Annotated in this window: 19 protein-coding genes; 8 read left to right on the top strand and 11 right to left on the bottom strand. The window is 63.9% G+C overall.

Going from position 1 to position 21,752, the window contains the following annotated elements; genetic code table 11:
* The first annotated feature begins 308 nt into the window (after window positions 1-308).
* Both E4K65_RS28195 and E4K65_RS28190 read left to right on the top strand, forming a co-directional pair.
* Entirely contained in the window at window positions 309-635 is a 327-nt protein-coding gene (locus E4K65_RS28195) for an ArsR/SmtB family transcription factor (protein ID WP_135176893.1), read from the top strand.
* 4 nt (window positions 636-639) lie between these two features.
* Window positions 640-1,914 carry an MFS transporter gene (locus E4K65_RS28190; RefSeq protein ID WP_135176892.1) on the top strand — a complete coding sequence of 425 codons (1,275 nt, stop codon included), beginning with the start codon at window positions 640-642 and terminating at the stop codon, window positions 1,912-1,914.
* A gap of 687 nt (window positions 1,915-2,601) precedes the next feature.
* Here the strand turns inward: E4K65_RS28190 and E4K65_RS28180 are convergent.
* Window positions 2,602-2,811, bottom strand: a complete 210-nt coding sequence (locus E4K65_RS28180; RefSeq protein ID WP_135176890.1) for a hypothetical protein — start codon at window positions 2,809-2,811, stop codon at window positions 2,602-2,604.
* A 267-nt stretch (window positions 2,812-3,078) separates the two neighbouring features.
* Here E4K65_RS28180 and E4K65_RS50050 point away from each other — a divergent pair, with 267 nt between their 5' ends.
* Complete coding sequence (locus E4K65_RS50050; protein ID WP_283813894.1) at window positions 3,079-3,228, top strand: hypothetical protein; 150 nt, start codon at window positions 3,079-3,081, stop codon at window positions 3,226-3,228.
* 9 nt (window positions 3,229-3,237) lie between these two features.
* Here the strand turns inward: E4K65_RS50050 and E4K65_RS28170 are convergent, their stop codons facing one another.
* Complete coding sequence (locus E4K65_RS28170; protein ID WP_135176889.1) at window positions 3,238-4,674, bottom strand: multicopper oxidase family protein; 1,437 nt, start codon at window positions 4,672-4,674, stop codon at window positions 3,238-3,240.
* A 196-nt stretch (window positions 4,675-4,870) separates the two neighbouring features.
* Between E4K65_RS28170 and chrA the strand changes: the two genes are divergently transcribed.
* Window positions 4,871-6,085: a chromate efflux transporter gene (gene chrA / locus E4K65_RS28165; protein ID WP_135176888.1), complete on the top strand. Its 1,215-nt coding sequence runs from the start codon at window positions 4,871-4,873 to the stop codon at window positions 6,083-6,085.
* 73 nt (window positions 6,086-6,158) lie between these two features.
* Here chrA and E4K65_RS28160 read toward each other — a convergent pair whose 3' ends face one another.
* Window positions 6,159-6,809 (bottom strand): Crp/Fnr family transcriptional regulator, encoded by a 651-nt coding sequence (locus E4K65_RS28160; RefSeq protein WP_135176887.1) that lies wholly within the window; start codon window positions 6,807-6,809, stop codon window positions 6,159-6,161.
* A gap of 68 nt (window positions 6,810-6,877) precedes the next feature.
* Between E4K65_RS28160 and E4K65_RS28155 the strand changes: the two genes are divergently transcribed.
* Window positions 6,878-7,375, top strand: coding sequence for a hypothetical protein (locus tag E4K65_RS28155; RefSeq protein ID WP_135176886.1), 498 nt, complete (start codon window positions 6,878-6,880; stop codon window positions 7,373-7,375).
* Between the two features lie 120 nt (window positions 7,376-7,495).
* Here E4K65_RS28155 and E4K65_RS28150 read toward each other — a convergent pair whose 3' ends face one another.
* Complete coding sequence (locus tag E4K65_RS28150) at window positions 7,496-7,894, bottom strand: MerR family transcriptional regulator (RefSeq protein ID WP_135176885.1); 399 nt, start codon at window positions 7,892-7,894, stop codon at window positions 7,496-7,498.
* A 76-nt stretch (window positions 7,895-7,970) separates the two neighbouring features.
* Between E4K65_RS28150 and E4K65_RS28145 the strand changes: the two genes are divergently transcribed.
* From E4K65_RS28145 to E4K65_RS28135, 3 genes are read left to right on the top strand one after another with little or no spacing between them, the layout of a single operon-like run.
* A complete protein-coding gene (locus E4K65_RS28145) occupies window positions 7,971-8,618 on the top strand; it encodes a cation efflux transmembrane domain-containing protein (protein WP_135176884.1) in 648 nt (215 codons plus the stop codon).
* Window positions 8,611-10,317: an efflux RND transporter periplasmic adaptor subunit gene (locus E4K65_RS28140; RefSeq protein ID WP_235885748.1), complete on the top strand. Its 1,707-nt coding sequence runs from the start codon at window positions 8,611-8,613 to the stop codon at window positions 10,315-10,317. Before E4K65_RS28145 ends, E4K65_RS28140 begins: the two co-directional genes overlap by 8 nt.
* 3 nt (window positions 10,318-10,320) lie before the next feature.
* Window positions 10,321-13,563 carry an efflux RND transporter permease subunit gene (locus E4K65_RS28135; RefSeq protein WP_135176883.1) on the top strand — a complete coding sequence of 1,081 codons (3,243 nt, stop codon included), beginning with the start codon at window positions 10,321-10,323 and terminating at the stop codon, window positions 13,561-13,563.
* A 16-nt stretch (window positions 13,564-13,579) separates the two neighbouring features.
* Here the strand turns inward: E4K65_RS28135 and E4K65_RS28130 are convergent, their stop codons facing one another.
* From E4K65_RS28130 to E4K65_RS28095, 7 genes are all read right to left on the bottom strand, one after another.
* Entirely contained in the window at window positions 13,580-15,448 is a 1,869-nt protein-coding gene (locus tag E4K65_RS28130; protein ID WP_235885754.1) for an FTR1 family protein, read from the bottom strand.
* Between the two features lie 514 nt (window positions 15,449-15,962).
* Entirely contained in the window at window positions 15,963-17,201 is a 1,239-nt protein-coding gene (locus E4K65_RS28120) for an efflux RND transporter periplasmic adaptor subunit (protein WP_135176882.1), read from the bottom strand.
* A gap of 2 nt (window positions 17,202-17,203) precedes the next feature.
* On the bottom strand, window positions 17,204-19,567 hold the full coding sequence (locus E4K65_RS28115; protein ID WP_135176881.1) for an ABC transporter permease: 2,364 nt from the start codon (window positions 19,565-19,567) through the stop codon (window positions 17,204-17,206).
* 4 nt (window positions 19,568-19,571) lie between these two features.
* Entirely contained in the window at window positions 19,572-20,279 is a 708-nt protein-coding gene (locus E4K65_RS28110; RefSeq protein WP_135176880.1) for an ABC transporter ATP-binding protein, read from the bottom strand.
* Window positions 20,276-20,716, bottom strand: a complete 441-nt coding sequence (locus E4K65_RS28105) for a hypothetical protein (RefSeq protein ID WP_135176879.1) — start codon at window positions 20,714-20,716, stop codon at window positions 20,276-20,278. The genes E4K65_RS28110 and E4K65_RS28105 overlap by 4 nt, the downstream gene beginning before the upstream one ends.
* Before the next feature lie 13 nt (window positions 20,717-20,729).
* Window positions 20,730-21,404 (bottom strand): methyltransferase family protein, encoded by a 675-nt coding sequence (locus E4K65_RS28100; protein WP_167771220.1) that lies wholly within the window; start codon window positions 21,402-21,404, stop codon window positions 20,730-20,732.
* A complete protein-coding gene (locus E4K65_RS28095; protein WP_135176877.1) occupies window positions 21,404-21,661 on the bottom strand; it encodes a DUF2933 domain-containing protein in 258 nt (85 codons plus the stop codon). Before E4K65_RS28095 ends, E4K65_RS28100 begins: the two co-directional genes overlap by 1 nt.
* Between the last annotated feature and the right edge of the window lie 91 nt (window positions 21,662-21,752).

Below are 21,752 nucleotides of genomic sequence, written 5' to 3'. Positions count from 1 at the left end.
CCGCAGAAGCGCTGGTCCAGGAGCCCTGATTTCGGACGGGCCGACACTTTTGTGCTGGCCGATCAGACGTCAAGACTCTTTTTGCCCCGGTCGGGGAGCGATGGGAAGATAAGCCTTTAAAACTGCTCGGTCGGTCCGCCACGAAGCGTCAAATGACAGGGTCATTTGAGCTGCGCTGAAGCTGACACGCTGGAGACGCTCAGGCACTCGGGCACACTCCTGAAAACCTGACTCGCCATTCTTTGTCGACAACTCTACAAAACTAGGATTATAGTTGTATTCCGCCACACCTTTCGGTATGTGGGGACATGAATCGCAAGCTTGCTGCGCGCTGCCTGGCCGAATTGGGCAATCTGACCCGATTGGACATTTATCGGCTCCTGGTTCGGGCCGGGCCGCCCGGCCTTAGCATCACCGATATCCAGACCCGTCTCGACGTGCCGGCCTCTACGCTCTCATTTCATCTGCGCGGGCTGGTCGGTGCAGGCCTCGTTGCGCAGGAAAAAATCGGGCGCACGGTGATTTGCCGTGCCCAATACGATCGTATGGACGGGGTAATCGAGTTCTTGCGCGAGCATTGCTGCGAGGGATTCGAGAGCGATTTTCCGGCGGCGGCAACGCGCCGGGTGAGTTGATCACTTGCGGGCGGTAAGCCAACGAACTTTGGCTTTCCATTATGGCTGGATCATATTGGGCGCGGGCACCTTCGGCTCGTTCATGACCCTGCCCGGCCAGACCGCAGGCATTTCGGTTTTCTTCGATCCCATCACCACCGATCTTGGCATCTCGCATACTTCAGCCTCAATCGCCTATGCGGTTGGTACGTTTGCAGGGATTCTGCCGGCGCCTGTGATCGGCCGCTGGATCGATCGGCGTGGGCCTCGGCTGACGGCGACCATCATCGCCGGTGGCCTCGCCCTCGCCTGCGCTTTAATGGCGACAGTTCAATCCGCAATGATGCTCCTCGTCGGTTTCGCCTTATTGCGTGGCGCCGCGATCGGCGGACTTAGCCTCGTCAGTCAGCAGGTCGTCAATCTGTGGTTTGTGCGGCGGCGAGGGATTGCCGCCGCGGCGGCCAGTCTCGGACTTGCGGCCGGTTCCATGAGCTTCCCGAAGCTGATGGATAGTCTCGTCGCGCTCTATGGCTGGCGAGGCGCTTACCTCGCCCTTGCCGGTATTGTCGCACTCACCATTCTGCCGGTTGCTGCCGCGTTGTTTCGAGATCGGCCCGAAAAATTCGGCCTCAGCACGGACGCAGGGTTGCCACCAGCCGCAGACGATCCGCAGGAGGAGCCTTCGTTTACGCGCGAGCAAGCGCTCCGCACCGGCGTGTTCTGGCTGTTATGCGGAGCCGGCTTTCTGACCAATGCCATCGGCACCGCGCTCTTGCTCAATCACTTCTCAATTATGCGGACGGCCGGGATCGCACATGACGACGCGCTGCTATTACTGTCGCTTCTTGCCGGCGTACAGGCATTTGCCACGCTCGGCACGGGATTTCTGGTGGATCGCTATGAACCCCGGTATCTCATTCCACTTGCGATGTTGATGCTCGCGCTGGCGTCGGCTCTTCCCGCGTTAGGAAGCGGAATAGTCATCACCGTGCTGTACGCGCTGAGTCTGGGCGGGGCCTACGGCTCGCAGCAAGCCATCAACGCCGCCGGTTACGCGCAGTATTTCGGCCGCGACCATCTTGGCGCGATCAGGGGGGCGTCGTTCGTTTTTGGCATCGCCGGCGCGGCATTCGGGCCCCTGCCTTTCGCGGCAAGCGTCGATTGGACGGGGAGCTATACCGCTGTTCTGTCTAGCTGCTGTGTGCTTTGCATTGTGTGTGGCGCCGTGGCGTTTGCCATCAAACGACCGTCCACGCCGTCGGCGTCAATGATCAATTCCAAGATGGAAATAACGCTGTGACCGGCGGACAAACCACCATCGTGGCTGGCATCGAAATTCCTTCGACCGATCCCTTGTTTCTAGCGGTGGTTCTCGGAGTGCATATCCCTCTCGGCATCGCGTGTGTTGCGATCGGCGCAATCGCGATATTGAGCCCAAAGCGTCGAGGGAGCCACTCAAGGTTCGGATCGATCTATTTTTGGTGTTTGCTGGCGCTCAGCGCTTCCGCGACGTTCCTATCGATTATCCGTTGGGACGAGAATTATCACTTGTTCATTCTAGGAGCCTGGTCGTTGGCTTGCGCATGGCTCGGTCGCACAGCACTCCAGCATCACTGGCGGCACTGGGTCAGAGTCCATATCGCAGGGATGGGGCTGTCATACATCCTAATGCTAGTTGCTTTTTACGTTGATAATGGAAAGCAGCTACCGGTTTGGAAGGACCTGCCTCATTTCACGTACTGGCTAATACCACTTGTCGTGGGGATTCCGTTCGTGGTTCGCGCGCTTCTGTGGCCACCGCTGGCGCGAGAGCGTTCCTAAACTTCCGCTTCGATAGAAATCCTACAAGTGGAAGATGCGACAGTCGCGAAAGCTGAGATCGAGCGTTGGCTTCCGCCATCGATCAGCCGAGGAATGGTAACGCGACCGCCGCATTCGGTTCGGCACCCGGTTTGTGGAGGCACGCTTCTCGCGGAGCCCCGCTTGATCAGCGCCAGGCCTTCTCGTTCTTCTGTTCGTAGTCCTTGAAAGCTTTCTCGAGCCCGCCGAGAACTTCGGCAGACGTCTCGAACATCGCCTTCAACTGCGGTTCATCGACCTTCTGGATGTCCTCGCGGAGATGGTTCCGAATTTCCTGCAGCGCCTTCTGCATCTTCTGCGTATGGTGCCGGGGATCACGATCTGCCGCACTTGCCATGGTCAGTCTCCTCGCTGTCAGTATGACCCCGCCGGGCACAGGAGCTTCCGGCGGGACGGAGAGTTAACGGACCGTCGAGAGCGTCGTTCCAATTACGGAATCCGATAAAGACGGCCTGAAATACAAGGATTTACTTACAGGATTCGTCAGACTGCACATTCTGCACCATGCAGCGGAGCATGAAATCTACAGCCAGTGGATAATCGAAGAGCTTGCCCGCCACGGCTACAATCTGAGCCCCGGAACGCCTACCCTCTGCTTCATGGGATGGAACGAAAAGGTTACCTGCGGTCGCGCAAAGAGCATCCGGGACGAACCGCACGCATTCTCTACCGCGCCACGCCGCTCGGCAAGCGCGGGCTGGCACAGGCGAAGTTGCGGGTCCTTGAGTTCACTGGCGAAGCCATCAAGGAATAGCCGATCAGGTCATCCGTACGTGATCAGGCCGGCGAAGCCTTCGTCCATGTGGTCTTGATGATGACAGTGGAAAAAGGTCAGTCCGGGGTCGTCGGCGACGAAATCGACCTCGGCCGTCGAGTATCTGGGCATGCTGATCGTGTCTTTGATCACGCCAGACGTGGGCTTGTCACCCACCTTCGTGATCTCAAATGAGTGGCGGTGCAGGTGTACGGGATGCTCGTCTCCGCTGTTGTTGTTCAGTACTAGACGATAACGCTTGCCCTCGGCGACGGTGAAAAGCGGGTTCGTGTCCGGCCAAGATTTTCCATTGATGGTCCAGCGGTTGTATCCGCCCCTTCCGCCCGGAATCTTCTCGAACTTGAGGTCGATCGTCTCGTCCGGCGCAGCGGCCGGCGCATCCGAGTGTCCGAATGCGGTGTAATCCCATTTGGATTTCCCCGGCGCCGACCAGATAGGCTTGCCATTGCGGCCGGCGTATTCGACGACCACGCCCATTCCCATGTTGCGGTCCTCGTCCTCCGTCGAACCGAAGACCCAGACTCCGGGATTGTTCATCTCAACGATGACGTCGGCGCGCTCCGCGACGTCGAGTTTCAGGATGTCGACGGTCGAGGAGAGCGGGACCGGATTGCCGTCCAGCGCCAGCACCTTGAAGCGATGGCCCGGCAGTGCAAGCGAGATGCCCATGTTGCCGCTCGCGTTGAGCACACGGAAGAGCACGCGCTCGCCTTGACGCACCCTGATCGGCTCTCCGTGGCCGAGCATGCGATCGCCGAGTGTCGCTGCGTGATACATGACCTCCAGTCCGTTATCCGGCGGCGGTCCTTTCTTGACGTCCTGCATGCTGACCCAGTGGCCGTCCCAGTGGTGAGCGGCAAGCAACACCTCGCGGTCATAACCACCGGGATCGCCGGCGGCTGGCTCCACGATGAGGAATCCGAATTCGCCCGTATAGGTACCCTTATTGAGATCGGTCATGGACATAGCGTGGCTGTGGTACCAGCGGGTCCCTGTGGGTTTCGCAACGTATTCGTAGGTCAAGGATTTGCCGGGCTCTATGATCGGCGAGCCTTCTTCCGTCGCCCCATCCTGCTGCGACGGGATCATCAGCCCATGCGAGTGGATCAAGTTGGGATAGCCTGAATCGTTGGCGACCTCGATCCGGACGGGCTGACCTTCCCTGACGCGCAGCGCGGGCCCAGGAACGGTCCCGTTGTAGGCGGTGGTCTTGATGATCTTTCCTGGCGCGATCTCGAGCGAGATCGGCGCGATTCTGATCTTGTGGTCGGCGGTCTCCCTGGGCAGGGCCTGAGCACGAACGAGCGGCAGGGTCTTGGCCGTCAGAAGCGAGATTACGCTGGCCTGGGCGCCTCGCAGCAGAGTTCTCCGGCACATTTGCGGCTGTCTGCAAGGTCTGTCTCCACGTCGATCGCTCTCCGTCATGGCTCTACCTCTCATCGGACGCCATGAGGTAACACTCGTCGAACGCCGCGGGACAGACGGGCAAGCGATAGCAGCCAACAAAAGAAGTTGAGTTCTATTAGGCCGCTTGATTTGGAACTGTCGAGTGAACCGCTCTTTTATCGATATTCGGTAACCGCTAGAACAAGATCCGAATGATGCATGGCGAAGGAAGAGTATGACGGATGATGCGATCGACGAGAACACAGGTACCACCTCGCCCGCCGAAGTACTCCTGATCTTCCTCAGATTGGGGCTGACCTGTTTCGGCGGTCCGATCGCCCACATTGGTTACTTCCGCGACGAGTTCGTCTTGCGGCGGAAGTGGATCGACGAACATGCCTACGCCGATCTGGTCGCGCTGTGCCAGTTCCTGCCGGGCCCTGCCAGTAGTCAGGTCGGCTTTTCGATCGGCCTTATGCGGGCCGGCTACCTGGGCGCGCTCGCGGCGTGGACTGGCTTCACGCTTCCTTCGGCCGCCCTTCTTGTCCTCTTCGCGTTCGGCGCCGGCACGCTGACTGGCCCTGTGGGCGCCGGCCTGCTGCACGGACTGAAACTGACGGCGGTGGCCATCGTCGCACAGGCGGTCTGGGGAATGGCGCGCAACCTCTGCCCGGATCGCGAGCGCGCCTCAATTGCGGTGGTGGCGGCGCTGATCATCCTCTTCAGCACTTCGTCTATCGCTCAGATCGGGTCGATCGTCCTCGGCGGGATTGCCGGCCTGTGGCTGTGTCGCAGGGAGGCGCCGTCGCCGTCCGGACACGTCGAGATGCCGGTGTCTCGGACCTTGGGCTTGATAACTCTCGCAATGTTCTTCGGTCTTTTGGCGGGGCTTCCCGCCCTGCGCAGCTTGACCGGATCGGCGGGCGTCGCCCTGTTCGATGCCTTCTACCGCTCGGGCGCGCTCGTCTTCGGCGGCGGCCACGTGGTGCTCCCTCTGCTCCGCGAAGCTTTCGTCGCGCCGGGTTGGCTCAGTGACGATGCCTTCCTCGCTGGCTATGGCGCCGCTCAGGCGGTGCCGGGCCCGCTCTTCACCTTCGCGGCTTATCTCGGCACCGTGGTTTCCCCCGAGCCGCACGGGCTCGCCGGAGCCGCCCTCGGTCTCATCGGCATCTTTCTGCCGGGCATCCTGATCCTGCTCGGCGCACTGCCGTTCTGGGACTCGTTCCGGAGGCGCGCCGACACCCAGGCGATGATGCGAGGAGTCAACGCCGCCGTGGTCGGCGTGCTGGGCGCTGCGCTCTACGATCCGGTCTGGACCTCGACGGTCCATACGGCGAGGGATTTCGGCATCGCGCTTGTCGGCTTCGTGCTGTTGGTCTCTTGGCGCGCCCCTCCGCTTGTCGTCGTCGCCATCAGCGCCGCCACCGGTGTGGCGATGGCGCTGATCTGATGATGGGCACGCGGAATAGCCGGGCCCGCCCCGTTTAAGCGGTCTGCTATTACGACGCCAATTTGATTGTCGGTCATCGCAAAGTCAGCCGGGACTGATCGACCTCGAGTTCGTCGCGCTTTTCCATCTGCGCCAACGTACGATAGAGCGCTTCGTGGGTCAGGCCGAGCTCGGACGCCCAGTCCTTCTTGGACTGGTTCAGGTCGACCATGCCCCCCTCACCCTCGGTCTCGATGAAATGGACGATCCGCTCGCGCGCAGTCTTGAGGCTCAGCCTTTCCGAGTGGGCGCGTGCTTTCCGGAGCTCCCGCGCAAGATGGGCGATCCACCTGTCGCGGAAGCCCCGGACCGCGAGCGCGTCGGTGAATGCCCTTCTCCGGATCGCCAACAGCCGTGTCGGCTCGGCGGCCACCGCATCACAGTGGTAGGTCGACTGATCGAGGCTCGCTTCGGCGAGAAAGCCGCGCCGCGTTCGCTGCAGAACAACTTCACCGCCTGCCTTGGATCGACGGAGCAGCCGAATCTCTCCCGAGACCACGAAGAACATCGCTTGGGGGCCGTCGCCGCGGCTGAATAGCGTGCTCTCGCGCTGGAGTTCCAAGGACCGCGTGAGACGCCGGGCCGACTCCGGCAGAACCGCCAGAAGCGGCGATTCCAGTGACAAGGACTTCCAGTCCAGAGCTGGACGCGATGGAGTCACGAAGTCTTTTTCGAACCCAGCCATATGATCTCGATCATACGCCGTCGGTAGCGACCGGTCTATGTTCTCCCCACGATTCAGGAAAACTCGATATGCGCGCAATTCTCCTTCTCGCGGTCGCCGGTGGCGTGATGCTTTCGGCGGGCTTCGCCGTCGCTCAACACCAAGGCCACCTGGGCAAAGCGGATCACAGCCACATGGAGCACGGCGCCCCCGTGGCCGACACGCGCGAATTCGTGAGGTTTCCTCCGGGGCTGGTCGAGCACACCATCGCGAACATGCGCGATCACCTTCTCGCCCTTCAACAGATCAACGAAGCTCTCGCCGCTGGCGAGCCGGAGAAAGCTGGCAAGATTGCCGAGGAGCGTCTGGGCATGAGCTCGCTGCGCCTGCACGGCGCTGCGGAAGTCGCCAAGTACATGCCGCAGGGCATGCAGGAGGCCGGGACATCGATGCACAAGGCGGCAAGCCGTTTCGCCATCGAGGCGCAGAATGTGGGAGTGACCGGAGAGATGAAGCCCGCCCTCGGTGCCCTTGGGCAGGTGATGGCCGCCTGCGTCGGCTGCCACGCAGGCTATCGATTGAAATGAGCTCTGTTGGGAGAGAAGAAGGCGGCGCTGATGCGCGGACCCGCCGTACGCTTTGTCATGCGGCAGCGATGGGAAGGACGTCAGCTCGGTCCGATGCTTGGCGAGCCCGAATACAGCCAGCTAATCGGGGCGTGCACTCAGGCTATCGATGACCCGACATTCGGCTACGCACCCGCCGTGACATTCATCCAGCATCCTTTTGAGTTCGTTCCGGAGCAGGGTCAGTTGCCTGATACGCAGATCGACAGCGTCGAGGTGGCGGGCCGCGATCTTGTCGGCGTTTTCGCACGGTCCACTGGGCTGCGCGCTCAGGGACAGTAGTTCCCGGATGTCGTCGATCTCGAACCCAAGTTCGCGGGAGTGACGGATAAAGTTCAGCTGGCGAACCGCCTCCGCACCGTAGCGGCGCTGCTGGCCGTCGGTACGTGGGGGCGCCTCGAGCAGCCCTATCTGTTCATAGTAGCGAATGGTCGGAACCTTTACTCCGGCCTCCTTCGCCAGCGCGCCGATAGAAAGCATGGTCTAGTTTCCACTTGAAGCTCTAGTGACTAGAGGGTTTATAATTCTCATCCGGACGATTGGGAAGGATCAAACCATGAGCGCGGCCTGCTGCGGTCACCATCACAACGAGCCGCCTTCGGAGACGAACACGGCGTATCGCCGTGTGCTGTGGGCCGTTCTGGCAATCAATGCGTCAATGTTTGCCGTAGAGATCGGCGCCGGGTTGCACGCGGGGTCGGCGTCGCTCCAGGCCGACGCGCTCGACTTCCTGGGCGACGCGGCGAATTACGGGATCAGTCTCTTCGTCGTGGGCATGTCGTTGCGCCATCGCGCCGGCGCCGCGCTCGCCAAGGGTGGTTCGATGGGTCTTTTCGGTCTCTGGGTATTGGGCGTCGCCATCTGGCACCTCTATTCCGGCACCCGGCCCGAAGCAATCACGATGGGTGCGATCGGCATCGTGGCTCTCGCGGCTAATGCCCTCTCCTTCGGATTGCTTTGGGCCTATCGCGGCGGCGACTCCAACATGCGGTCGGCGTGGATCTGCACCCGCAACGATGTCTTGGGAAATTTCGCGGTGCTGCTCGCGGCCGCCGGCGTCTTTGGGACTGGCACCGGCTGGCCCGATATCATCGTGGCCGTCGTCATGGCCTGTCTCGCCCTCCAAGGCGCTTGGCTCGTCGTCAGGCATGCCGCGTCGGAGTTGACGCTTGGGAATTCCAGACACGCTCCGGTAGGTGGATGAAAAGAGCATCTCCAAGATCGGCGAAGGAGGAGAGCGGCAACCGGTGGTCGCGGTTGCCGCTGGTCCTGATGTTGACGGTCGGGCTGCTGCTTTCGTTGCTGCACTGCGCCTGCTGCGATCTTCCCTTCGCAAACGACGGACCGACGATCATCGTTTCCACCTCGGCGCCGGACACAAGTCCGGATATTCCGGAGCAGCGGTTGCCGCCTCAATGCGGCCAGTGTCTTTCGCACGTCACGACGCCGCGCTCCGCATCGGCGCTGGCTCCGGACGATGCGGTTCGTGTCGCGCTGTCCTTGGAGCATGTTCGCCCGCTCGCCGGACTTGCGGACCTGCCCTTGTTCAGACCGCCCCGCGCCTGAGGGCAGCGGTCGAATGGGCGCCGCCCGGCGACCGGAGCGGTCATCGACGATTTCGAGTGCGGTCATGCACCAATGAGGACGGGCGGTTAATGCCGTCGGCTTCGCATCAGAAAAACATCATGGCAAACAAGCCAACCATCATACTCATCGCATTTCTGGCAGGCGCCGCAATCTTCGCGCTCGCCCCGGGTCTGTCGACCGGAGTTCAGCGCACCCTCGGGATAGGTTCGCAGACCCGACCGGCAGCCGCCGCAAAGCCGGCCGCACCCGAGCCCTCCGTCAGGTCGCTGACGATGAACGAGGAACGGATCGAGCTCGCGCAGATCGAACTGCGGAGCGTCGGCTCTGCGACCGTGGCCAAGCGCCTTGCCGTGCCTGGCACAATCGTGCCCGATGCCGCGCGCGTCGCGCACATTTCCGTCAAGCTGTCCGGCACCGTTGCGGAACTGCGCAAGAACATCGGAGACGACGTGGTCAAGGACGAGATCCTGGCCGTCATCGAGAGCCGGGAGGTCGCGGAGGCCAAGAGCGAGTTCCTGGCTGCCCGCCTCTCCAATGAACTGCAGCAGGATTTGACGGCGCGAGACAAATCTCTGTTGGAAGGACGAGCCATTCCGGAGCAGCAGTATATCCGCTCCCGTAACGCGGCGGCGCAGACGGCGATGCGCTTCGGGATCGCACGTCAAAAGCTGCTGGCGCTGGGCGTACGCGACGACGAGATCACCGAGCTTCCACAGGCTCCGGATGCTTCGCTGCGCAGCCAGAACGTGCGTGCGACCATCTCCGGGCGGATCGCCGAGCGCAAGGTCGAACTGGGCGCAGCCGTTGGGCGAGACAATCTCGAGACCGAGCTTTTCGTCGTCGTCGATCTCGGCCGGGTATGGGTGGAACTGTCGGTTTCCTCGCCGGACTTGCCGATGATCCGGGAAGGACAATCGGTCGCCGTGACGCTGCGAGGCTTTCCGGATGCGACCACAGGCAGGATCGTGTTCGTCAGCCCCCTGCTCGACAAGGAGACCCGCACCGCACGGGTCATCGCGGCCATCGACAACGCCGACGGGCGCTGGCGCCCGGGATCGTTCATCACCGCCGCCATCGCGATCGAAGAGCATCAAGCCGGGGTCGTCGCGCCGATCAGTGCCGTCCAGACCGTAGACGGTCGCAAGGCAGTCTTCATGCGCACGAAGGACGGTTTCGAAACGCGCGACGTCGTGCTGGGCCAGCGCGACGGTCCCTCCGTCGAGATTGTTTCCGGTCTCGAAGCCGGCGAGATCATCGCCGTCTCGAACACCTTCTCGCTGAAGGCAGAACTGGCCAAGCCTAGCGAAGAGGACTGAACGATGATCGAGGCCATCGTCGACTTTTCGGTACGACGCAGGTGGCTCGTCCTGCTCGTCACCATCGCCATCGCGGCCTCCGGCATCTGGTCCCTGACGAAGCTGCCGATCGACGCCGTTCCGGACATCACCAATGTCCAGGTGCAAGTGAACGCCGTCGCGCCGGCGCTCACGCCGGTCGAGATCGAGAAGCAGGTCACGGTGGCCCTGGAGACCGCGCTGGCGGGCATTCCGGGAATGGAATCGACGCGCTCGTTCTCCCGGAACGGATTCGCGCAGATCACCGCGGTGTTTACCGACCGCACCAACATCTACTTCGCGCGCCAACTGGTGGCGGAGCGGATCAACGACGCGAAATCCGGCCTGCCGCCGGGGGTGGACGTGAAGATGGGACCGGTGTCGACCGGCCTCGGCGAGATCTACTGGTGGGCCGTCGAGTACGAAAAACCAGGCGCAACCGCCCCGGTGCGCGACGGCCAGCCCGGCTGGCAGACCGACGGCAGCTATCTGACGCCCGAAGGCGAGCGCCTAACCGACGACTTCCAACGCACCGTGTATCTGCGCACCGTCCAGGACTGGATCATCCGGCCTCAGATCAAAACGGTACCGGGTGTCGCCGGCGCCGACGCGATCGGCGGCTTCGTCAAGCAATTCCAGGTGCAACCCGATCCCACCAAGCTCATCGGCTACGGCCTCTCCTTCAGTGACGTGATTGCGGCCATCGAAGCCAACAACGTCAGCCGCGGCGCCAACTATATCGAGCAAAACGGCGAAGGCTACGTCGTCCGCGCCGCCGGCCGGGTCGAGAACCTGGACGACATCTCGAACATCGTCGTTGCGACGCGCGCCGGCTTCCCGGTCCGCGTGAAGGACGTCGCCGACGTCGCCATCGGCCGCGAACTGCGCACCGGCAGCGCCAGCATCAACGGGCGCGAAGTGGTGCTCGGAACGGCCTTGATGCTGATCGGCGGCAACAGCCGCACGGTCGCGGCGGCTGCCGACGCGCGGATCAAGGAGATTGGCCGAACTCTGCCGCCAGGCGTCTACGCGCATCCCGTGCTGAACCGGACGGAATTGGTCGACGCGACGATTCACACGGTCGCGAGCAATCTGGCGGAAGGGGCGCTCCTCGTTATCGCGGTCCTGTTCGTCATGCTGGGCAATCTGCGGGCCGCGATCATCACCGCATGCGTGATCCCGGTGACGATGCTGATCACCGCCACAGGAATGCTTCAAGGGCGGATCAGCGCAAATCTCATGAGTCTGGGCGCCCTGGACTTCGGTCTCATCGTGGACGGCGCCGTCATCATCACCGAGAACAGCCTGCGCCATCTGGCAGATCGGCAGCGAGAGCTCGGACGTGCCCTGTCGCTCGAGCAGCGACTGTCGACGGTAACCGCATCGACCTCGGAGATGATCCGTCCGACGGTGTACGGGCAGATCATCATCATCCTGGTGTACGTCCCCCTCCTCGCCTTCACCGGCGTGGAAGGTAAGACGTTCGAACCGATGGCCTTGACCGTGATGATCGCGCTCGCGACCGCGTTCGTCGTGTCTCTGACTTTCGTTCCGGCGGCGATCGCAGTCGCTCTTTCGAAGCCGGTGCGCGAGGATGAGAACGTCATCGTGCGGCGCCTGAAGTCGGCATACGCGCCGCTGCTCGGCGCCTCCGTCGCCAGGCCGACGCCGGTTTTGGCTGGGGCCGCGCTGCTGTTCGCCGCTGCGGTTGTTCTCTTCGGCCACCTCGGGCAGGAATTCACGCCGACGCTGGACGAGAGGAACATCGTCATGGAAGTGCGGCGCGTGCCGAGCACCGCGCTCGCGCAGTCGCAGGCGATGCAGCTCCTGATCGAGCGTCAAATCAGCATACTTCAGGAGGTCGCTTTCGTCTTCTCACGTGTCGGAACCCCCGATTTGGCGGCGGACCCGATGCCCCCCAACGCCGCCGATACCTACATCATCCTCAAGCCGCAGAACGACTGGCCGGACCCCGGCATGACGAAGGACGAACTCATCAAGCGCATCGAGGCCGAAGCCGCCGAACTGCCCGGCAACAAGGTCGGCTTCTCCCAGCCGATCCAGATGCGGTTCAACGAACTCATCGCCGGCGTCCGAGCGGATCTGGCCGTGAAGGTCTTCGGCGACGACTTCGCGGATATGCAGCGGACCGCGGGACGGATCGCGGACGTGCTGCGGAAGATCGAAGGAGCCGAAAGCGTCAAGGTCGAGGAAACGGCCGGATTGCCGTTCCTCGAAATCCGCATCGACAAACCTGAGATCGCCCGCCTCGGCATCAGTCTCGTCGCCGTCCAGGATCTGATCGAAACCGCGGTCGGCGGCCGCAACGCCGGCCTCGTCTTCGAGGGCGACCGCAGGTTCCCGATCGTGGTTCGTCTCAACGATGCTCTCCGCAACGACATCTCGGCATTAGAAAACCTTCCTGTGCCGCTTCCTCATGCCAATCCGAACGCGGCGGCGGCTTCGATACCGCTGCGGACGATTGCGTCTTTCGAGCAGACCGAGGGCGCCAATCAGGTCAGCCGGGAAAACGGAAAACGCCTCGTTGTTGCCACCGCTGAAGTCCGCGGCCGTGACGTCGGCTCGCTGGTGGCGGAAGCGCGGGACAAGGTCGACGAGCAAGTCAAGCTTGCACCGGGCAGCTTCTTGACGTGGGGCGGCCGCTTCGAAAACTTCACCGTCGCGCGCCAGCGACTGATGATCGTCGTCCCAGGCTGCTTCTTGTTGATCTATCTCCTTCTGTTCGGCGCATTGGGCTCGCTGCGGGATGCGCTTCTCGTCTTTAGCGCGGTCCCGCTGGCTCTGACCGGCGGAATCGCGTCCCTATGGCTGCGTGGCATGCCCTTCTCCATTTCGGCCGCCGTCGGATTCATAGCGTTGTCGGGGGTCGCCGTGCTCAACGGCTTGGTGATGCTGACTCAGATCCGCAAGCTCATCGAAGAAGGCACCCCGTCAAGAACAGCGATCCGGGAAGGCGCGCTGACCCGCTTCCGCCCCGTCGTCATGACCGCCCTCGTCGCCTCGCTCGGTTTCGTGCCGATGGCGCTCGCGACAGGCACCGGTGCGGAGGTCCAAAAGCCCCTCGCCACCGTCGTGATCGGCGGCCTTCTGACAGCGACGCTCCTCACTCTGCTTGTGCTGCCCGCGCTCTACTCGCGCTTTTCGACCGCGCACGCTCAAGTGCCGAGCGAAGCCGCGAAGTTCGCGCCTGACCGGGCCGCCGAGTAGGTGCGCTGTCTGGCGCCTAGACTTTACGTCGATTGAGCGCGAATCCGAGGGCCAGTGCCACTATCATGACGATCTGAGCGGCGACGGTCTGTGTGGTCGGAAAGAAGCCGACGAGCGAGAGGCGCGGCACCGCGTGCAGCGGAGAGATGCCGACGATGCCCGCTTCCTGTAGCGCGGAGATTCCTTTTCCGGCCAGCACGACGGTGAGAACCGCCATGAGCCAAGAGCTGTAGATGAAGAACTTGCCGATTGGCAGCCGGCTGCTGTAGCGCAGCATCGCCCAGGCCATGACCGTCAGCGCGGTGCAGGCACTGAGCGCGCCGGCGAGAATCGCGCCGCCGTTCCCCTGGTGCCAGAGCGCCGCGTAGAACAGGATGGTCTCGAACACCTCCCGATAGACGACGACGAACGCGAGGACGAACAGAAACCAGGCCGACCCGCCGGATAGCGCCTTCGACATCCTCTCGCGGATATACCGCTGCCACTGATCCGCCTGCGCCTTGCCGTGCATCCAGATGCCGACCGACAGCAGCACCACAGCGGCGAAGACCGACCCGAACCCTTCCGTCAGTTCGCGGCTGGCGCCGCTGATGCCTATCACCCAGGTCGCGACGGCCCAGGTCAGGAGACCCGCGAGGAGCGCGCCGACCCAGCCTACGTGCACGTACGGCATGACCTCCGTTCGTTCGGCCTTGCGAAGAAATGCTATCATCGCGACCACGATGAGGAGCGCTTCGAGACCCTCGCGCAGCAGGATCGTCGCCGCCCCAAGGAACGTCGAAAGGGCGCTCGTCGCATCCGGAGATAGCGCAGCTTGCGCGTTGTCGAGGAGACCGTCCAGAACCTGAACCCGCTTCGAGAGCGCGTCGACGCTCTCGCCCTGCACGGCCGCGCGATACTCGCCCATCAGCCCTTCGATCCGCTCCATCAGGGTCCGGTCGCTCGCGGTCAGCGCCGGTTCGATCGGCTCGAAACCGTCCAAATAGGCGGACAACGCCAGTTCGCCGGCGCGTTTGCGGTCGCCTGCCCGGACGGCGTCGACGCTCTCGGTCAGGCGTGCGCGGACCAGCGACAGCGACCCATCCTGCTGCGTGAGGGCCTCCGGATGGCGACGCAGGTACGCCATGAGAGCATCAGCCTTGTCCTGCCCGATCCTGGCGGCGAACGCAGCGGGCGTCGTTCCGATCAGTGCCTTCAGATCGGGAAGAAGCCGGTGGAGCGAGGGCTCCTGCTTCCAAAGACGTTCACCTTCTGCTGCGGCGGCATCCGAAAAGGCAAACTGTCCGGCGTAGAAGGCCAGCGCCCAGCGCTCATCGGACGGCAGCCCCTCAAAACTTGTCATCGCCGTTCCATCGAGCCCCTGCGTAATGACCAGGTAGAGCCCGAAGACGCTACGCTGACGGGCACGATCGGCATCCGTGAAGGCGATGGGGGGCGTATCCAGCTTGGCCGCCTCCGGACCGTGGCCGTCCCCGGCTTCTCCGTGGCACCCCGCACAGTTTCGCCCGAACGACGCCGCGCCGCGCGCGAGATCGGGAGCTTTCGCCGGTGCGAGCGGCACGGGATAGGCCGCCAGGAGGGCGGCTGCCAAGCGGTGCGCGATCTCCGCGACCTGTTCCGGCTCGGCCTTGTCGGCGATCGCGCGCTTCAGCCTGTCGGCCTCCCCGAGGAGCGCCGCCTTCTCAGGCTTCGCCGGAAGCCCATGCAGCTTTTCGGCGACGGTGGCCGCGAACTCGTTCTGCTCGGCGTATTCCGAAGGGCTCGACACCTGTCCGTGCGCCACCGCGCCCGCGTAGTCGACCGCGATGTAGTCGAGCAGGCGCCACGTGGTCTCGACATCGCCGGTTTCGGCCTTGGCCGGCCCCAGCAGCACGACAGCGAACACGACAAACAATACGAATCGCAGCGGTGTGGCTCTCACAGTGGTCCCTGCTGGAATGACGGCCTGAACTTCGTAACCCCCTGGGTACGGTCCGCTCAATTGGAGCTGCTCTAATCTGGGTGCGGATCACCTCTTGTTGAGAATTTCCGCTTCATCTCTCAGGCATTCGTTGCGGAGGCGACCACCGCGAGCTTTGCCATGGCGCCATCCGCCTAGCCCTTTTCGAAGTCGTCTTCGGTCTGCGCCTTGGTCGGCCCAAAGGGGACGCGGGCTCGTCGTCGGCCTGAACGAGTTCGCCGGCTCCTTCGCCCGCGGCGTGACGGCCCTCCTCACGGGATATCTCGCCAGCCGCTAAGGCTGCGGCCCGTGCCGGTCTATCTGGGCGTCTTCTATGCCGGCGGCCTCCTGTTTTCGATCCTCATCGTCAGGGACACCCGCCAGCACCTCCTGCTCGATCGACGAAATCGCGCGGGAGTTTGGCAAACGGCGGGCGGGACGGGTGCCCAGCGTAGCCCCCTCAGTGCCCTTCCCGGTGCGCGATCCTGCCTCCGTCAGCAACCCGGTCGCTGGGGTGCAGCACGACGCGGTCCCCCGCAGCGAGACCGGAGAGAACCTCAGCCAGCCGGTTGTTCCGGTGGCCGATCTGGACCGGGACGGTTTTGGCGCGGCCATTGTCGTCGGCAAAAACGGCCCACTGGTCGCCATTCCGGAATAAGGCGCTCACCGGCACGGCCAGCCCATCCGGGGCGCCCCACGTGGTCACGTGGACGACGACCCGGTAATCGTGTCCAAGCGCGGTCCAGGTCTCGGGAGGATCCGCGAAATCGATGGTCACCCGAACCCGCTGCTCCTCGATGCCGAGGGCAGAAACCTTCAGGAAGCCGGCGGGGTCTACACGGACCACCTTCCCCTTGATGGGCTGTCCGCCCCACCCGTCGATCCGGACGGGCGCGCCCACCTTGATCTGCACGGCATCCGTCGAGAGCAGGTCAGCCACGACCTCCAGATCGAGTGGGTTGCCGATGTCGACCAGCGACGTCCCGGGCAGCACGGTCGCCTCGCTGTCCTGGATGATCTTCAAGACACGTCCGCTCGCCGGCGCGAGCACCCGGACGCAGCACGTCGGCTCCGCCGACGGCGCCGCGTTGGCCGGGTCCATCAACCGGGCCGCCAGGCTAGTCCGCACCGCGCGACGCAAGTCGACCTGAGCCTTGGCGCTCGCCAGGGCAGCCTCGTTGTTGGCCACGTCGAATTTCGCCTTGTCGAAAGCCTGAGCCGAGGTGGACTGCGTGCGCAACAGCGTCTGCGCCCGCTGGAATTCAGTCCGGGAGAAGTCCAGCGCGGCTTCGATCCGCTGCACCTCGGCTTCCTGTTGCTGAATGGCGGCATCGGCCGCCAGGACTTCGGCCTGAAGCTGATCCCGGGAACGCACGTCGATGAAGCCCGGCAGCGTTGGCTGCATGAGGGCGACGACGGTCTGGTTGGCGGCGACCTCGTCGCCGACGTGAAGCGAAGGCCCCTGCTCGCCGAGCGGATGCGAGATCCTCAGGACCTTCCCCGCGATCGGCGCCGAGACCGTGTAGACGTGGCGGACGCGCGTCTTGCCGTCATCGTCGGCCGTGACTTCGATCGGGCCTTTCGCGACGGTGGCGAGATCCACCAGAACCGGCCGGGGCCAGGCGAACCACGCCAGCCCGCTCGCGATCGCGGCCAGGGCCGCGGCACCGATGATCCGTTTGGTCCAGTTTGCCGGCATGGCTAGTCTCGCGTCTTGAGGACCGCGACGAGGTCCAGTTTATCGATGCGTTCGCGGATCACCGCTGCGGAGGCGACCGCAGCCAGCACCACAACGGACGTGGCGATGACGTAGGTCGAATGCTCCACCACCAGCCGGACGCGCATCAGTTCGCCGGCCAGGTTCGTCTTCATGACCCATGCGAGGCCGTAGCCCATCAGCCACCCCGGCGGCTGGGCGATCAGCGTGAGGATGGCGAGCTCGAGCAGCAGGATGCGGAGAACCTCGCCGCGCGTGAAGCCGAGCACCCGCAGGCTCGCCAGCTCACGGGCGCGTTCCGACAGCGAAATCCGGGCGTTGTTGTAGACCATGCCGAACGCGATCACGGCGGCGAGCCCGGTGTAGATGCTCGCCATCGTGGTGATGAGGAGTGCGACGGTCTTGCGGAAGTTGGCCAGGGACACGCGCTGCAGCGCCACGCCGCCGACCGTCGGCATGGACTTCACCGCCGCGTAGAAGTCCTCCTTCCGGTTCTCGTCGAGGCTGAGGTTCACGCTGTTCACGACGGGCGCCTCCCGCATCAGCTTCCGGAGCGCCTCGATGTCCATCATTCCCCTGATGCCGAAATAGTCTTCGACGGTGGCCACGATCGGCATCGTCACGGTGCGACGGGCTCCCTCGAGCAGATCGAGCTCGACCGTGTCGCCGGCCCCCACCCCGAGAATGTGACCGAGCATGCTGGAGATCGCGAGTCCCGTCTCCGGAAGCGCGACGGGCCGGAGGTCGGCGTCGATGATGCGCCTGAGATCGGCATCGGCGGGCCGACCGCTGATCGTGATCCGCCGTTCGACGTTGCCGTGGCGGATCCGGACGGGCACCTCCCGAAACGGCTCGGCGGCAAGGACGCCCGGAAGCCGGCTCACCTGCTCCACCACGTTCTCGATCCGCTTCTCGGAAAAGCCGATGGTCGCGTCCTGCCGGTCGGCGAGGAAGTACGTCACGTCGATCAGTTGCTCCATGGTGTCCCGCGTGAACAGCGAGACGACAAGGATCGCGGTGGCGAGCGCCATGCCAAGCGTCGTGAACGCGGCCCGGACGGGATGCCGCGCGATGTTGCGGATCATCATGAGCGTCGGCTGCGACACGATCTGGTCGAGCTGGATGCTCGCCGGCAGCAGCCGCCGATAGACCGGCGGGGCCGGCGGTTGCATGGCGACGGCCGGCGGTAGCTTCACCACTTCGCGCAGCGCCCGCAGCGCGCCGATCGCGGCGGCGGCTGTGCTAAGCGCGCCTGCGGTGACGTACAGGTCCGGCGCCGTCGCGAACACCAGGAACGGGAAGTGGAAGAAGTCGCCGAACAGCGCGGTGACGCGCAATCCGAGCCATGTGCCGACGATGCCGCCCAGGGTGATTCCGATCACCACGATCAGCGCCACGAACTTGAAATAGTGAAGCACGATGCTGCCATCGGAATAGCCCAGCGCCTTCAGGAGCCCGATCTGCTCGCGCTCGAGCGCGACCAGCCGGGTCAGGGTGAGATTGACCAGGAACGCCGCCACCAGCAGGAAGATCGGCGGCAGCGTGCGGCTCATGTTGTTGAGCATGTCGAGCTCATGATCGAGCCAGGCGTGCGAGGTCTGGTCCTTCCGGCCGTTGGCCGCCTGCCCGCCGTACGGGTCGAGCAAAGCGTCGAGCCGCGCGATCACCTCGCGCTCGGATGCGCCGGGCTGAAGCTTGACCGATACCGCCGAAAAAGCGCCATCGAGATCGTAGACGCCGGCGAGCGCCTTCTCCGACATCCAGACGATGGCGTAGCGGCGGTCATCCGGCATCAAATCGCCCGGCCCGACGGTGTAGACAAACTCGGGGGATAGCGCCGTGCCGACGATGACGAGCTCGCGCTTCTTTCCGTTCAGGATGGCCGAGAACCTCGCCCCTTCCGAGAAGCCGTGGGCCCGTGCGAACGGTTCGTTGACCAGGACCTCATCCGTCCGTCCCGCCTCCGGAAGGCGTCCGGAACGGATGTAGAGCCGGTTGAGATGCGGCTCGCCGCTGTCGGGCAGCGAAACGAATTGCGCGCTGGCGGGCTCCGAGAACCCGGGAATATCCAGCAACGCGAGCTTGGCGATTCGGGTGTCGACGGCGGCGACGCCGGGTATCTCGCCGATCCTGCCGGCGAGCGCCTTGGGTGCGCGCTTGGCTTGAGCGAATACGTCGCCGAAGCCGTAGCGTTCGTAGTACGCGATCCGGGTCTCCTCCATCGATCGATGGGAGCCGACCGCGAGCACCAGCGTCGCCACGCCCCCTCCGACGACCAGCGCGACGGCGAGCACCTGGGCCCAGAGCCGCCTGACGTCCCGGAACAGCTTGATATCGAGCGCCGTCATGCCGTCACCACGTAAGCTCGGCCGCTTCCCGCCGGGTCTCGTTCTTCTGGATCCTGGAGATCCGACCATCGGCGAAGAACAGCACCCGGTCGGCGACCTCCTGGATGCTGGCGTTGTGCGTAATGATGACCGTCGTGGTGCCGAGCTGCCGATTCACGCCGAGCAGCGCCTCGATGACGCGAATGCCGGTTTTCGAGTCCAACGCCCCGGTCGGCTCGTCGCAGAGCAGCACCGCCGGGCGCTTCGCGATTGCGCGGGCTATCGCCACGCGCTGCTGCTCGCCGCCGGATAGCTGGGCCGGAAAGTGGTGCATCCGCTCTTCCAGCCCCACCAGAGCCAAGGCATCCGCGGGACGCATCGGTTGATTGGAAACCTCCGTCACCAGCGCCACGTTTTCAGAGGCGGTGAGGCTCGGCACCAGATTGTAGAACTGGAAGACGAAGCCGACGTGGTCGCGGCGGTACTTCGTGAGCTCGCGGTCTTCCAGGTCGGTCAGGTCGAGGTCGCGGAAGAACAGCCTGCCGCTGGTCGGCCGGTCGAGACCGCCCATGATGTTCAGCAAGGTCGTCTTACCGCTGCCGGACGGACCCAGCAGCACGACGACTTCCCTCTCGGCGATCTCGAGATCGACATCGTTCAGGGCATGCACCCTCACTTCGCCGGAGACGTAGGTCTTGGTCAGTCCTTTCGCCGTGAAGACAGGATGCGTCATGAACGGACCGCCTCCCACGCGAAGGCTGCCAGGTTGAACGCCCATACCAGCGCCATTCCCAGCAACACCCACTTGAAGTCGGAATCGATCACGAAGTTGACGGCCGCCATCCAGCCTATCGACGCTGCGCCGGCGACCGTGGCTCCGGCCGCGGCGAGCGGATGGTGGTCGCGGAAGGACGTGGCCGCCAAGCTGATCGCGAGAACGCCGGTGGCGGCGATGTAGCCACCCATCACGCGAAACACGTGAACGAGCCACGATCCAAGTCTGCCTCCGACCAGTTGCAGCTCGGCCGGGCTCAGCTTCATGAACCTGACGTCCTCGGGCAGCAGCGAGGGCCGGACGAACAGGAAATAGAGGCCGACGCCGATCAGCAGGACTCCCGATCCGGCGAGCAGGAGCGAGGAAAACGTCCACCGAGCTCCTGCCTTGCGCATCGGGCCGCCTCCATCAGCCGTGGCGGTAGTCGCCCGAGGGGGCCCGTCCCAGAACGCGACCGGGCTTCGGAATGAACGCAGGCACCTCCGCGGCATACCGGTCGTAGGCGACGCCGAATTGCGCCCGCGCATCCCGCTCCTCGCCGCGCGCCAGCTTCACGTACATGACGGTCAGCACCGGAAACATCGCCAGCGTGAGGATGGTCGGCCACTGCAGCAGGAAGCCGAACATGACGAGGATGAAGCCGACGTACTGCGGGTGCCGGACGTAGCTGTACGGACCGGCGGTCGCGAGGCTGCGGGTCTGCTGCGCATCGTACAGCACTCTCCACGCGGCGGAGATCAGCACGAAGCCCGCGCCGATGAAGATGAAGCTGAGGATGTGGAACGGTCCGGCATGCGGATTGGTCTTCCAGCCGAACATCATCTCGAGCAAATGGCCGGCGTCGTGCGAGAACCAGTCGACGTTCGGGTAGTGCGACTGCAGCCAGCCCGAAAGGAAGTAGATGGTGAGCGGGAAGCCGTACATCTCCACGAACAGCGCCACCAGGAACGCGCTGAAGGCGCTGAACGAGCGCCAGTCGCGCGAGGTCTGCGGCTTGAAGAAGCTGTAGGCGAACAGGATGAAGACCACCGAATTGACGATGACCAGACCCCAGAGGCCGTAGGCGGGCGCCGTGTCGTGCATCACTTGCTCCTTCCGTCCGTCGGCTGGTTGTCGGCGTGATGATGGCCGTGGCCGCCGTGGTGCATGAACAGGTGCATCAACGGGCAAGCGAGCAGCGGCAGCCAGATCAGAAGCCCGAGCACGTGCGCCCTGTGCTCGGTGAACAGCAGCGCGCCGGCGATGATCAGGAATCCGATCAGGACCAGGCCGGCCCTGGATTTCGTGGACATGCCCTGCCGAGGGCGCTCTCCATACGCGGGATGATCCTGCACCGACATAGGCTGGCTCCTATCGTTGACCGGAGCTTAGCGGCGCCGTTGCCATCATTGTTGCGCTAGATCAACCGCGGCAGGTCCGTGAGACTTACTG

Origin of the sequence: Bradyrhizobium niftali, from assembly GCF_004571025.1 — a bacterium.
GTDB lineage: Bacteria > Pseudomonadota > Alphaproteobacteria > Rhizobiales > Xanthobacteraceae > Bradyrhizobium > Bradyrhizobium niftali.
Note: the sequence above shows the minus strand (reverse complement) of the source record. Positions and strands in the feature narration are given on the sequence as shown.

Bases quoted from the DNA above. Each gene is read 5' to 3' on its own strand.
- E4K65_RS28120 (WP_135176882.1), bottom strand. From the start codon at position 17,201: ATGCCGGCAAACTGGACCAAACGGATCATCGGTGCCGCGGCCCTGGCC.
- E4K65_RS28095 (WP_135176877.1), bottom strand. From the start codon at position 21,661: ATGTCGGTGCAGGATCATCCCGCGTATGGAGAGCGCCCTCGGCAGGGC.
- E4K65_RS28135 (WP_135176883.1), top strand. From the start codon at position 10,321: ATGATCGAGGCCATCGTCGACTTTTCGGTACGACGCAGGTGGCTCGTC.
- E4K65_RS50050 (WP_283813894.1), top strand. From the start codon at position 3,079: ATGGAACGAAAAGGTTACCTGCGGTCGCGCAAAGAGCATCCGGGACGA.
- E4K65_RS28105 (WP_135176879.1), bottom strand. From the start codon at position 20,716: ATGCGCAAGGCAGGAGCTCGGTGGACGTTTTCCTCGCTCCTGCTCGCC.
- E4K65_RS28170 (WP_135176889.1), bottom strand. From the start codon at position 4,674: ATGACGGAGAGCGATCGACGTGGAGACAGACCTTGCAGACAGCCGCAA.
- E4K65_RS28110 (WP_135176880.1), bottom strand. From the start codon at position 20,279: ATGACGCATCCTGTCTTCACGGCGAAAGGACTGACCAAGACCTACGTC.
- chrA (WP_135176888.1), top strand. From the start codon at position 4,871: ATGACGGATGATGCGATCGACGAGAACACAGGTACCACCTCGCCCGCC.
- E4K65_RS28160 (WP_135176887.1), bottom strand. From the start codon at position 6,809: ATGGCTGGGTTCGAAAAAGACTTCGTGACTCCATCGCGTCCAGCTCTG.
- E4K65_RS28155 (WP_135176886.1), top strand. From the start codon at position 6,878: ATGCGCGCAATTCTCCTTCTCGCGGTCGCCGGTGGCGTGATGCTTTCG.
- E4K65_RS28180 (WP_135176890.1), bottom strand. From the start codon at position 2,811: ATGGCAAGTGCGGCAGATCGTGATCCCCGGCACCATACGCAGAAGATG.
- E4K65_RS28100 (WP_167771220.1), bottom strand. From the start codon at position 21,404: ATGCACGACACGGCGCCCGCCTACGGCCTCTGGGGTCTGGTCATCGTC.
- E4K65_RS28150 (WP_135176885.1), bottom strand. From the start codon at position 7,894: ATGCTTTCTATCGGCGCGCTGGCGAAGGAGGCCGGAGTAAAGGTTCCG.
- E4K65_RS28145 (WP_135176884.1), top strand. From the start codon at position 7,971: ATGAGCGCGGCCTGCTGCGGTCACCATCACAACGAGCCGCCTTCGGAG.
- E4K65_RS28195 (WP_135176893.1), top strand. From the start codon at position 309: ATGAATCGCAAGCTTGCTGCGCGCTGCCTGGCCGAATTGGGCAATCTG.
- E4K65_RS28115 (WP_135176881.1), bottom strand. From the start codon at position 19,567: ATGACGGCGCTCGATATCAAGCTGTTCCGGGACGTCAGGCGGCTCTGG.